The following is an 11,869-nucleotide window of genomic DNA, read 5'->3' as shown; positions in this document are numbered from 1 at the left end:
GCAGGTCACTCCGCATCATGGCAGACGGCCTCGACATTGTTGCCGTCGGGATCGAAGACGAAGGCGCCATAGTAGTCCGCATGATAGTGCGGGCGCAGGCCCGGCCCGCCATTGTCCTTGCCGCCGGCGGCGAGAGCGGCAGCATGGAAAGCATCAACCTCGGCGCGGCTGCGCGCGGTGAAGGCAACGTGCTGGCGGGCCTTTTGGCCCTCCTTGCCTTCCTGGAGCCAGAACACCGGCCGATCGCGGCCGTAGCCACCGACCTTGGCGCCGCCGGCGTATTCCAGCGGCACCATATGGAGCAGCGAGGCCCCAAGCGGCGCCATCGCCTTGTCATAGAAAGCCTTCGAAGCGTCAAAGTCGGCAACGTCGATGCCGAGATGGTCGATCATGGAACGAACTCCTCCGTTGCTGGTTCCGGCATTTCCGCGCCAGCCAGGCCGGCCGCAATCACGATGTGCTGACAGACATTGTCGATATCCCGGATCACGTCATCATTCCAGAAGCGCAGGGCGGTCCAGCCGAGCGCTGTGAGCTTGGCTGTTCGCGCGGCGTCAGACGCCGAGACCTCATGAGAGGCGTGCTGAGAACCATCCAGCTCAACGATCAGCTTCCTGTTAGGGCAAGCAAAATCGACGATGTAGCCCGCTATTGGCATTTGACGTCGAAACGCCAGCCCCATGAGTCGGTGTGCGCGTATCTCATTCCAAAGCTTCAGTTCGGCGTCGGTCATAGCCTTGCGCATCTTGCGCGCATTGCCTCGATTGACAGGAGACACACGATAATGGATCACGGCGAGGCGCCCCCCTCTGTCCTGCCGGACATCTCCCCCTCAAGGGGGGAGATCGGCAGTTTCGCTGACGGTACCCAACCTCCAACGTCAGCGATTGGCGAAAGCCTCGGTGATATCCAATCTCCCCCCTTGAGGGGGAGATGTCCGGCAGGACAGAGGGGGGTGCTTCGCGCCAACCTCTCCATTCCCGCCACAAGAACAGTCGCCCTCACCGCTTCACCTCCCACGTCGTCACACGCGCGCCGGTGACCGGGTCCTTGCCGTCCTTCAGTTGCACGCCTTGCGCCAACAACTCGTCGCGGATGCGGTCGGCTTCGGCCCAGTTCCTGGCGGCGATCAATTCCAGGCGCCTGGCGATCGCCTTGGCGAGCGCGGCTTCGTCGACCTTGGCCGCCCCGACATCGAAACCCAGGAAGGCAAGCGCACCCTTCAGCGAGGCCGCTGCGGCGTTTTCGCCATCGCCGCTGAAGTCGACCGCCTCGCCGGCCAACTGGGTCAAAACCTGGAAGGCGGCGTAGGTGGCGAGATCATCCGACAACGCCTGCACGACCTCGTCCGGCAATTGCCCGACCGCCGGCGCCAGATCGGCCGCGCGTTTCCACTTGCGCAGCGTGTTCTCCGCTTCCTCGAGCTTGCGCACGGAAAAGTCGATCGGTTCGCGATAATGGGTCATCAGCATAGCCAGCCTGAGCACCTCGCCGGGCCATTTGCGGCCGCCGAACGTTTCGGTCTCCAGCAGCTCGTTGATCGAGTAAAAATTGCCGAGGCTCTTCGACATCTTCTGCCCTTCGACCTGCAGGAAGCCGTTGTGCATCCAGATGTTGGCCATCACATCGGTGCCGTGCGCGCAGCGTGACTGGGCGATCTCGTTCTCGTGGTGCGGGAAGATCAGGTCGAGACCGCCGCCATGAATATCGAAGACCTCGCCCAGATAGGCGGCGGACATGGCCGAGCATTCGATGTGCCAGCCCGGCCGGCCCCTGCCCCATGGGCTCTGCCAGCCCGGCTCCTCCGGGGACGACAACTTCCACAGCACGAAGTCGCCAGGATTCTTCTTGTGCGCGTCGACTGCAACGCGAGCACCGGCCTGCTGCTCGTCGAGATTTCGCTTCGACAACTGGCCGTAGTCGGGCATCGAAGCGGTGTCGAACAGCACTTCGCCTGCGGCAACATAGGCATGGCCGCGTTTGATCAGGCTTTGAATCAAGGTGATCATGTCTGCCTTGCCGTCGGCACGGGGCTCGACGAACTCGGTGGCGCGCGGCTCGACTGTTGGCTCCAGGCAGCCGAGCGTCGCGACGTCCTTGTGGAATTGGCCCGCGGTCTTCTCCGTCACCCGCCTTATCGCCTCGTTAAGCGACAGTCTGCCGGCTGATATCTCGCTGCCGAAATCGCGCAGTGCGCGTGCATTGATCTTGTCGTCGACATCCGTGATGTTGCGCACATAGGTGACGTGCGTCTCGCCATAGAGATGGCGCAGCAGCCGGAACAGCACGTCGAAGACGATTACGGGCCTGGCATTGCCGATATGGGCGAAGTCGTAGACGGTCGGACCGCAGACATACATGCGCACGTTCAGCGCGTCGATCGGGACGAAATCCTGCTTCGCGCGCGTCAGCGTGTTGTAGAGGCGCAGGCCCTTCGGTGCGTCAGACATTCCATGCCTTTCCGGTTCAGAACTTTTGCCTGGATGAAGCCAGCTCCGCGCCGAGGCGCAAAACGGACTCCAGCCTGCTGGCCGGGGCGTTTGTCCAATCTAGGGGAAGATGAGGCGAAAACGTCCGGACCAGCGCGAAGCTAGCCAATAATGCAAATGCCACAAATGGCGAAAGACGTTTTCATAGGCGGCTTTATCGCCTTGGCCAGTGTTGCCGTCAAGTCGCTTATCCCGAGAAAAACGACGCCAGAACTGGCAAATGCGTCGCCCGATCACACGGAATCAGCCACTGAAACATTTTATTAAACATGTCGGCACAGTCATGAAACATACGCCGGCTAGATCAACCTGCGTCACGATTTGGTCGGATTCGGCCGCCAAACGCAGACACGGAAACGTTATCTGGGAAGAGACACATGCCTCGAAGCAAGCAGGAAGCCAACCGCGCCAAGCAACCAGCGCTGGCAAACCATTATCGCGCAATCGGCCCGGCCGCGATCGTCGCCGCCCTGCTCCACACTGCGAAGAAGAAAAAGCCGGTGCAGAAAATCGTATCGCCCCGCGCTGCCTGAAGCAGTGCGCGATCGGCCCAAGGGTCGGAACGAGGCGCCAAACCGCACCTCGAACAGAGTTCCTGCTAAAACAGCGTCATCTGACTGTCGTCCGCGCCGGGTTTCCGGCGCTTGACCTTCTCGGGCTCGGGCCCGATCTCCCCCTTCTCCTGAATCTCCGGCCCGGTGTTGGCGACCTTGTTGACGAGGTCGGAGACCGGAATCGCTTCGAAGAAGTCGCGTTGCGCCGGCCGCAACAGGTCGGCGACGTCGCGCGGCTCAAGTCCGCGGCAATCGAGCCAGCGGGTGAAGTCTTCAGGTGCGATCACCACGGGCATGCGGTCATGGATATGCGCGATGTCGGCATTGGCCTCGACCGTCAGAATGGCGCCGGTGTCCAACTCCGAGCCGCCCGGTTCCGCATAGGTTTCAACCAGCCCGGCAAAGGCGACCAACTCGCCATGCCGCGGCCTGATCCAGTAAGGCTGCCCCTTCCTGCCGCCCGCCTCTCCGGGCCGCGCCTGGCGCCATTCGTAAAAACCTGATGCCGGCACCAGCGCCCGGCGATGGCGCATGGCGGCTTTGAACGAGGCCTTTTCGATCACGCCTTCGGAGCGTGCGTTGAACAGCAGCGGAAATTCGCCGACATCCTTTACCCAGGCGGGGATCAGGCCCCAGCGCACCAGCATCGGCCGGCGGTCCGGCAGGTTGGAACCCGGCGCCCGCGGCGGGCCTGAGATCGCCATCAGCACCGGCTGCGTCGGCGCTATATTGTAGCGCGTAGGAAACTGCTCCACCTCCGCCAGCCCGAGGAAAGCGGCTGTCTGGTCCGGTGTCGCGGTCAAGGCAAAACGTCCGCACATGTCTATTGGTCCTGATGTCCGGTTTCGAAAGTGGCGATGGAACAGCAGCACTGCAACCGCTAAAGCTGTCCGGCGTCGGCCGGTCCACAACAGGCTGCCGTAAATCAGGGCGATCGGATATCCATGGACGAAGTGCGAAAAGTCATTCCCGCGGTCTCGGTCGCCGTTGTGCGCGGCGACGCCGTGCTTCTGGTCAAGCGGGCGCGACAACCCTCGCAAGGGTTCTATGCATTCCCGGGCGGCAAGGTCGAAGCCGGTGAGACGCTGGAACAGGCGGCACGGCGCGAATTGCTGGAGGAGACGCAATTGCAGGCCGAAAACTACCGACGGCTGCGCGAAATCCTCATCGACGGCACGCTCGACGGGCATCCGGTCGATTACCTGCTGACGGTATTCGGTGCGGCCCATGCCGGCGGCGAGGCCGTGGCCAGCGACGACGCCGAGACCGCCGCCTTCTACACGCTGGCCGAAATGGCTGATCTGCCGCTTGCCGGTTCGGTGCTCGCGGTCGCCGAGGAACTGCTCGGACGGCCGTCGCAAACCCCTGAGCGACCCTGAAATCCGGAATTCGCCCGGCACAATCGCCTTGCAGGCGGCAAATTGTTTGGCCAGATTGACTTATGCGTTGCCTTCCTCTCCTTCTCGCGACATGCCTTGCCGTCAGCCCTGTGGCGGCACGACCGGCGTTCAGCGCCGAGGCACCCTTCGAACCGGGGCTGATGCGGCTGGCGGAGGTTCTGGGGTCGCTGCATTTCCTGCGCAATCTGTGCGGCGAAAAGGGCGACCAGTGGCGCGGCGAGATGCAGAAGCTGCTCGAATCGGAGAACCCGGATCCGCAACGGCGCGCCCGCTTCATCGCCAGCTTCAATCGCGGCTACCGCTCATTCGGCGGCACCTACACGCAATGCACCGCGTCGGCGACCGAAGCCATCGGCCGCTACATGAAGGAAGGCGAGACCCTGTCGCGCGACATCGCCTCGCGCTACGGCAACTAGCGCATATCGCCCAAAGTGCCCTCGCAAGAGCGCATCCGGCCTTCATCAACAGATATCCGGTCCATTGGCGACGACTGCGGGCATATCCAGCTTGTGTCGAGAACTGTCATGGTGCAATCCTTTTGTTGCGCTTATGCAACAGCGTTAATGAAACGTTAGCGCGCGGATGTGGAATTAACTCAAACTGAAGGTTTTCACCCCGCAGGCACGCCTAATCGGCTAAGTTTGACCAGGATTGAATGCAGCTTCGCAAGCGCAACCGGCCTCCTGTAAAGAACGATCAAAAAAATGTCGTATTTACAAAGACTTATTTGCGGCTGCGTGTAAACGGAACAGATCAAGCCTGATCCATCGACGGATCGCTGCTTGCAAGGGTGGACATCGCTTATGGAACATGGTGTCAACGACATCGACGCGCTGGTCAGGGAAGAAAAGCGCCTGACCGCGGTGGAGAGCCACAGCGAGGCCTGGGCCGAAGGTCTTTCGGCAGGCATAGAACCCGAGATCATCGCCGAAGCGGCGCTTGAAACCGCGTTCGGCGAAATGCTGCGCGCCAACGGCGAGACATCGGCCCTTGCCCTGCTCGACCGCATGCGTGAAAAGGTCATTGCTGGCGCCTTCGAACCCGAACGGCTGCGGCACTGAACCGACGTCCGGTTCTTTGACGGCAAATGCCGCTCGGGCATCATGCCCGGAAGCAGGGAGAAACGGGCAGTGGATTTTTCGATGTCAGGCAAGCCGCGCGGCTTGGTCCTTTGCATCTGTTTCGCCGCGTGCAGTGCCGCAATTCCCTTGGTTGCGTGTCTGGCAAGCAGCCCCGCTTATGCGCTGAGCGAGATCAAGCGCGAAGAATTCCCGTCGCCGGTCCAACCGATGGTGGACGACGACGTGTCGTCGCCGGGAAGCACCGTGCCGATACCCGATCCGGTCGGAACGCCATCTTCGACCAGCCAGCCAACCACTCCGGACAAGGCCGAGCCGGTCACCCCGCCGAACGGCGACGGTGCCACCAACAGGCCGCGCGTCGATCCCGACGCGCCCACGCCGGAGGTCGTCTACGACCTCGGCAAGCTGCCTGAACCGGTGCGGCGCATGCATGACCTGATCATCGAAGCCTGCGAGAGCGGCGACGTCGAAAGACTGAGGCCTTTGATCGGCAAGGGCGACGGCATGACCCAATTGTCACTGACCGACATAGATGGCGATGCCATTACCTTCCTCAAGGGGCTCTCCGGCGACCAGGATGGCCAGGAGATTCTTGCCATACTGGAGGAGGTGCTCAATGCCGGCTATGTCCATGTCGATGCCGGGACGCCACAAGAGCTCTATGTCTGGCCGTATTTCTTCGCTCTACCCCTGGACAAGCTCGACGCCAGGCAACGGGTCGAGCTGTTCAAGATCGTCACCGCGAGTGACTTCGACGACATGAAGCAGTTCGGCGCCTACATCTTCTACCGCGTCGGCATCACGCCCGCTGGGCAATGGACGTTTTTCGTCGCCGGCGACTGAAACTCGGACACGCGAGTGCCTATTCGTGCGGATCGCCTCGTCGAATGGCTGCATCGGGCCCGTTAATATTCCAGTTGCGGAGAAATCAGGAAGGAAACGAAACTTCAGCCAGTGGTCAAAAGAAGCCCTGGCCGAATTTTTCCGTCAGGTTCTGGATAAGCAGCCTTTCAGATGTTGTAAGGCGCTCTTGATCGACAAACCGCCAGTTGCGCTCGTAGATGGCGAAAGCTTCCTCGGCAGGAATCGGGCGCGTTGCATCGCGGCTCCAGACGAGTGCGTGTAGCTCCGGAAACTCAGCGGGGACAATCATTGGCGTGATATCTGTGCGCATAACCCACTCAACTTAGTGGATCGTGCCTAAGAAATCCAACGATGTGAAATGCCTATGCGGGCGGCGCTTCGGAGAACTCCACTGCCCTGCCCTGGCCCGGCGTCGCGATCTCGCCCTCCCACATGATGCGCTGGCCTCGAATGACAGTGCCGACCGGCCAGCCGGTGACTTCCTTGCCGTCATAAGGCGTCCAGCCGGCCTTCGAGCCGGCTTGTGCATTGGTGATGGTCTCGCGCCGCTTCATGTCGACAATTGTAAAATCGGCATCATAGCCGGCGGCGATACGGCCTTTCCTGGCCATGCCGAAGATGCGCTGCGGGCCGTGGCTTGAAAGATCGACGAAGCGCTGCAAGGTCAGCCGACCGGCATTGACATGGTCGAGCATGATCGGCACCAGCGTCTGCACCCCGGTCATGCCCGAGGGCGATGCCGGATATGGTTTTGCTTTTTCGGCCAATGTGTGCGGGGCATGGTCGGAACCGAGTACGTCGACAATGCCTTGCGCGATTCCGTGCCAGACGCCGTCGCGATGGCGCGGGGCACGGACGGGCGGGTTCATCTGGATCAGCGTGCCGAGCCGTTTGTAGTCGTCCGCCGACAGTGTCAAATGGTGCGGTGTCGCCTCGCAGGTGGCGACATCCTTGTGCTGTTCGAGGAACAATATCTCCTCGGCCGTGGAGATGTGCAGGACGTGGATGCGGGCACGGGCGGCCCGCGCGACGCGCACCAGCCGCTCGGTGCAGCGCAAGGCGGCGATCTCGTCGCGCCAGACCGGATGCGATGAAGGATCGCCCCCGATGCGCTCGCCAAGGCGTTCGCGCAGCCGGAACTCGTCTTCCGAATGGAAAGCGGCGCGGCGGCGGGTGTTCCTGAGGATCGAGGCGACGCCTTCATCGTCCTCGACCAGCAGGTCGCCGGTGGACGAGCCCATGAAAACCTTTATCCCGGCCGCGCCCGGCAGGCGCTCGAGCTCGGCGACATCGTTGGCGTTGTCGCGGGTGCCGCCGACCCAGAAGGCGAAGTCGCAGTGCATACGGCCGGTGCCGCGTCGGACCTTGTCGGCAAGCGTTTCTTCGCTGGTGGTCAATGGATTGGTGTTGGGCATTTCGAACACGGCGGTGACGCCACCGAGCACCGCCGCCCGAGATCCAGTCTCCAGATCCTCCTTGTGCTCCAGTCCCGGCTCGCGGAAATGCACCTGGCTGTCGACGACGCCCGGAAGGATATGCAGGCCCCGGCAGTCGATCGTCTCGCCGGCCGAGGCCTGGCGCAGATCGCCGATGGCGGCGATGCGCCCATTCTTCACGCCGACATCGCGTTGCCCCTCGCCGTCATGGTTGACCACCATGCCGCCTGTCAGGATGAGGTCGTAGGTGTTGGCCATGCTGATCGATCTCTTGCGGGGGGAGTGTCAGCGGCTTACGTAATGGCCAACCGTTTTGCAAGATCAGGCTTTTATTCGTCCCATGCCCTTTGCCCTGCTGAAAGACCGCGCGCTCATCTCCATCTCCGGCCCTGATGCCGAACACTTCCTGCAGAACATCCTGACCACCGACCTCGACGCGCTCGGCGCCGGCGAGGCAAAACCGGGCGCGCTTTTGACACCGCAAGGCAAGATCCTGTTTGACTTCCTGATCTCAGGGGCCGGCGAAAACGCGTTCCGCCTCGAATGCCGCGCCGACATCGCTGACGATTTCGTACGCCGGCTGATGCTGTACAAGTTGCGCGCCAAGGTCGAGATTGCCAAATCCGAACAGACGCTTGTCTCCATTGCCTGGGGAAATGAGTCAGCTCCCTCACAAAAGGATTCAACCGTGCTGGCCGACCGGCGCTTTCGCGATGAAAGCGTCACCCGCTCCTATGGCAGCGCTCAAGAGACTGACGACGGTGCCGCATGGCAGGCCTTGCGCATCGCGCATGGCATTGCCGAGAGCGGCACCGACTACCAGCTCGGCGACGCCTTCCCGCATGACGTGCTGCTCGACGAGACCGGTGGCGTCGGCTTCAGGAAAGGCTGCTATGTCGGCCAGGAGGTCGTCTCGCGCATGCAGCATCGTGGCACGGCAAGGCGGCGGGTGCTGATCGTCAGGGCCGAACGGGCCTTGCCTGAGGCCGGCGCCGAATTGACCGTCGACGGGCGATCGGTGGGCACTCTCGGCTCGAATGCCGGCACGATCGGCCTCGGCATCGCCCGTATCGACAGGGTCAAGACAGCGCTCGACGCCGGCCAGCCGATCCTGGCCGGAGACGTGCCGGTTACGGTGGCCATTCCACCTTTCGCCAACTTCAGCTTTCCCCAGGAAGCCGCCGGCACGGAGGAGGTCTGATGGCGGCCGACCGCATCGGTGCGCCGCCACGCGCCTGGCAGCGCATGCTGTCCGGCCGCCGGCTCGACTTGCTCGACCCCTCGCCTCTCGACATCGAGATATCGGATATCGCCCATGGGCTCGCCCGCGTCGCGCGCTGGAACGGCCAGACCAGCGGTGAGCACGCCTTCTCGGTCGCCCAGCATTCGCTGCTGGTGGAAGCGCTGTTTTGCGACCTGATGCCCGATGCGCCGGCGGACGCCCGGCTTATGGCATTGCTGCACGATGCGCCCGAATATGTCATCGGCGACATGATCTCGCCGTTCAAATCGGTGATGGGCGGCAGCTACAAGGACTGTGAACTGCGCTTGCAGCGCGCCATCCATCTGCGCTTCTCCCTGCCGCCGGAACCAGGCGCCGGCCTGCGCAAGGAGATCAAGCGCGCGGACCAGATCGCCGCCTATTTCGAGGCAACGCTGCTCGCCGGCTTTTCGACCGCGGAGGCGACCGAGTTCTTCGGTCGTCCACGCGGCTTCAGTGCCGAGCGCTTCGATTTCACGCCGCGCTCGGTAACCTGGGCACAGAATGCCTTCCTGAAGCGTTTTTCCGCGATCGAGAACTCGCGGCGCAAGGTTGCTACGGCGGTAGGATAGAAAACGCTAAATTAACCGGAACAGCCGACAGTGCGGTGTTCGATCACGAGCCGCAGGCACGCCTCATGCCCGTCGTTGACGACAAGGATGGTTCGACCGTCCCTGAACAGGGGGCCGAAGGCGTGGATCGTCGTGATATGGAAGACGAACTGCGCGAACAAAACGAACGCTTTTCGGCCGCCGTCGAGAACATGTCGCATGGTCTTTGCATGTTCGACGCCGACGAGCGCATGATCATCTGCAACGGCAACTATATCAACATCTTTTGCCTCGACGCCAACGTGGCGCAGCCGGGGATCCGTTTCATCGACATCCTGCGGCACAGCGTCGATGTCGGCATCGCCTCGCAAAGCGCCGAAGAACTTTACGCCATCCGCAAGCCCTATATCGATGGAGCGAAACCCTCGACCTATGAGGAGGCGCTCTCTGATGGACGCATCATCAGCATCTCGCACCGGCCATTGGCATCGGGCGGCTGGGTTTCGATCTACGAAGACATCACCGAGCAGCGGCGCGCCGAACAGGATCTCAAGGAACAGCATCGCCGCTTCGACGCGGCGCTCGAGAACATGTCGCAGGGCCTGCTGATGTATGACGCCGGCGGCAGGCTGATCGTACGCAATCAGCGCATCCTGGAGCTTTATGGTGTGACCGAGGTGGATCTGCCGCTCGGCATGACTCACCGCGAACTCCTCGAACGGCTGGTGCGCCTTGGGGTCTATGCGCCCATAGATGTCGAGGACGAAGTTTCGAGGACCGAGGCTCGCGTGCTGGCCGGCCAGACGCGGTCGACCCCCCGCCGGCTCGCCGACGGACGAACGCTGATGGTTGCCCGCCGGCCGATGAGCGGCGGCGGCTGGGTCGCCACTTTCGATGACGTGACCGAGAGCAGGCTTGCCGAGGAGCGCATGACCCATCTTGCGCATCACGACGTGCTGACCGGGTTGCCCAATCGCTCGGTGTTTCGCGACCGGCTCGACCGGGCACTGGAGGATGCGGCCGCGGGACCGCTGGCAATCTTCTCGCTCGACCTCGACCGCTTCAAGGTCGTCAACGATACGCTGGGACATCCGGCTGGCGACCGGCTGCTGAAAGGCGTGGCCGCAAGACTGCTGCGCTGCGTGGACAACGATGCAGATATCGTCGCCCGTTTTGGCGGCGACGAGTTCGTGATCGTCCAATTCAACGTCGAGGGCCTGGCGAGCGCGGAAAAACTGGCGAAACGCATTGTCGAGGCCATCGCCAAACCATTTCATGACAAGAGCCGGGACATGCATGTTGGCGTCAGCGTTGGCATCGCGCTTTCTCCCGGCGATGGCAGGGACGCCGATACATTGCTGACAAACGCCGACATGGCGCTCTACCGGGCAAAAAGCGAAGGGCGCAACCTGTACCGTTTCTTCGAGCCCGGCATGGATGCCACGGTGCGCGCGCGCCGGGCGCTCGAAGCCGATCTCGATACGGCGCTGCCGAGCCGGGAATTCGATCTCGATTTCCAACCGATCATGGCCATAGCTTCGGGCGAGATTGTCGGCGCCGAGGCCCTGATGCGCTGGCATTCGCCGTCGCGCGGCACTGTGGCGCCGGACGAATTCATTCCGGTCGCCGAGGAAACCGGGCTGATCGTGCCGCTTGGCGAATGGGCGCTGCGAAAGGCCTGTGCGACGGCGGCAGCCTGGCCACCTGGCCTGCGCATTGCGGTCAATGTCTCCGCCGTGCAGCTCAAAAGCGGCGGCTTTGCTCGCAGCGTCATCTCTGCCCTGGCCTTTTCGGGCGTGCCGGCCAGACGACTGGAACTGGAGATCACCGAAACCGTGCTGATGGACGAGAGCAAAGCCGTCCTGAAGACGCTGCGACAGTTGCGTGAACTCGGCATCCGCATCGCGCTCGACGACTTTGGCACCGGCTATTCCTCACTCGGCTATCTCAGGCGCTTTCCCGTCGACAAGATCAAGATCGATCGTTCCTTCATCTCCGACATCGGCAATCTCGATACCGCAGCGATCGTGCGCACCATCATCGGGCTGGGCGCCGAACTGGGCATCACCGTCACCGCCGAAGGCGTGGAAACCGAAGCACAGCTCGACATGCTGCGCCGAAACGGCTGCGTGGAGGCGCAAGGCTATCTGATCGGCGTGCCGTCAAAGGCGGCGGAGATTCAGCACCTGTTGAAATCGAGCGCGGTGCGCAGCCAGACCGGCTGACGCCATA

General features: G+C 62.5%; 14 protein-coding genes. 8 read left to right on the top strand and 6 right to left on the bottom strand.

Translation table 11 applies throughout. From position 1 onward, the window contains the following. Positions 1 to 5: 5 nt before the first annotated feature. From FJ428_RS03745 to cysS, 3 genes are all read right to left on the bottom strand, one after another. Complete coding sequence (locus tag FJ428_RS03745) at positions 6 to 392, bottom strand: VOC family protein (RefSeq protein ID WP_140878948.1); 387 nt, start codon at positions 390 to 392, stop codon at positions 6 to 8. Continuing rightward, positions 389 to 745 carry an endonuclease domain-containing protein gene (locus tag FJ428_RS03740; RefSeq protein ID WP_140666284.1) on the bottom strand — a complete coding sequence of 119 codons (357 nt, stop codon included), beginning with the start codon at positions 743 to 745 and terminating at the stop codon, positions 389 to 391. Before FJ428_RS03740 ends, FJ428_RS03745 begins: the two co-directional genes overlap by 4 nt. 256 nt (positions 746 to 1,001) lie before the next feature. Then, entirely contained in the window at positions 1,002 to 2,450 is a 1,449-nt protein-coding gene (cysS, locus tag FJ428_RS03730) for a cysteine--tRNA ligase (RefSeq protein ID WP_140728182.1), read from the bottom strand. Between the two features lie 416 nt (positions 2,451 to 2,866). Between cysS and FJ428_RS03725 the strand changes: the two genes are divergently transcribed. Beyond that, complete coding sequence (locus FJ428_RS03725) at positions 2,867 to 3,022, top strand: hypothetical protein (RefSeq protein ID WP_140494544.1); 156 nt, start codon at positions 2,867 to 2,869, stop codon at positions 3,020 to 3,022. A gap of 65 nt (positions 3,023 to 3,087) precedes the next feature. Here FJ428_RS03725 and FJ428_RS03720 read toward each other — a convergent pair whose 3' ends face one another. Continuing rightward, complete coding sequence (locus FJ428_RS03720) at positions 3,088 to 3,864, bottom strand: SOS response-associated peptidase (RefSeq protein ID WP_140565025.1); 777 nt, start codon at positions 3,862 to 3,864, stop codon at positions 3,088 to 3,090. Between the two features lie 123 nt (positions 3,865 to 3,987). On the opposite strand from FJ428_RS03720, the gene FJ428_RS03715 reads away from it, so the two are divergent. From FJ428_RS03715 to FJ428_RS03700, 4 genes are all read left to right on the top strand, one after another. After that, positions 3,988 to 4,422, top strand: coding sequence for an NUDIX domain-containing protein (locus FJ428_RS03715; RefSeq protein ID WP_140494548.1), 435 nt, complete (start codon positions 3,988 to 3,990; stop codon positions 4,420 to 4,422). 62 nt (positions 4,423 to 4,484) lie between these two features. Then, positions 4,485 to 4,859: a TIGR02301 family protein gene (locus FJ428_RS03710; protein WP_140494550.1), complete on the top strand. Its 375-nt coding sequence runs from the start codon at positions 4,485 to 4,487 to the stop codon at positions 4,857 to 4,859. A gap of 387 nt (positions 4,860 to 5,246) precedes the next feature. Further along, positions 5,247 to 5,504: a hypothetical protein gene (locus FJ428_RS03705; RefSeq protein ID WP_008874920.1), complete on the top strand. Its 258-nt coding sequence runs from the start codon at positions 5,247 to 5,249 to the stop codon at positions 5,502 to 5,504. 69 nt (positions 5,505 to 5,573) lie between these two features. Next, entirely contained in the window at positions 5,574 to 6,368 is a 795-nt protein-coding gene (locus FJ428_RS03700; protein WP_181167196.1) for a hypothetical protein, read from the top strand. Between the two features lie 115 nt (positions 6,369 to 6,483). Here the strand turns inward: FJ428_RS03700 and FJ428_RS03695 are convergent, their stop codons facing one another. Together FJ428_RS03695 and FJ428_RS03690 are read right to left on the bottom strand one after the other, a co-directional pair. Continuing rightward, a complete protein-coding gene (locus FJ428_RS03695) occupies positions 6,484 to 6,699 on the bottom strand; it encodes a hypothetical protein (protein WP_140555786.1) in 216 nt (71 codons plus the stop codon). 52 nt (positions 6,700 to 6,751) lie between these two features. Further along, positions 6,752 to 8,083, bottom strand: coding sequence for a dihydroorotase (locus FJ428_RS03690; RefSeq protein ID WP_140555787.1), 1,332 nt, complete (start codon positions 8,081 to 8,083; stop codon positions 6,752 to 6,754). Positions 8,084 to 8,165: 82 nt separating this feature from the next. Here FJ428_RS03690 and FJ428_RS03685 point away from each other — a divergent pair, with 82 nt between their 5' ends. From FJ428_RS03685 to FJ428_RS03675, 3 genes are all read left to right on the top strand, one after another. Continuing rightward, positions 8,166 to 9,026 (top strand): folate-binding protein YgfZ, encoded by an 861-nt coding sequence (locus FJ428_RS03685; RefSeq protein WP_140878946.1) that lies wholly within the window; start codon positions 8,166 to 8,168, stop codon positions 9,024 to 9,026. Further along, on the top strand, positions 9,026 to 9,658 hold the full coding sequence (locus FJ428_RS03680) for an HD family hydrolase (RefSeq protein ID WP_140494559.1): 633 nt from the start codon (positions 9,026 to 9,028) through the stop codon (positions 9,656 to 9,658). The genes FJ428_RS03685 and FJ428_RS03680 overlap by 1 nt, the downstream gene beginning before the upstream one ends. A gap of 65 nt (positions 9,659 to 9,723) precedes the next feature. Beyond that, positions 9,724 to 11,862, top strand: a complete 2,139-nt coding sequence (locus FJ428_RS03675; protein ID WP_140673131.1) for an EAL domain-containing protein — start codon at positions 9,724 to 9,726, stop codon at positions 11,860 to 11,862. Positions 11,863 to 11,869 lie beyond the last annotated feature (7 nt).

This window comes from Mesorhizobium sp. B2-8-1, assembly GCF_006440955.1.
GTDB lineage: Bacteria > Pseudomonadota > Alphaproteobacteria > Rhizobiales > Rhizobiaceae > Mesorhizobium.
This window is presented reverse-complemented; position numbering and strand designations above follow the sequence as displayed.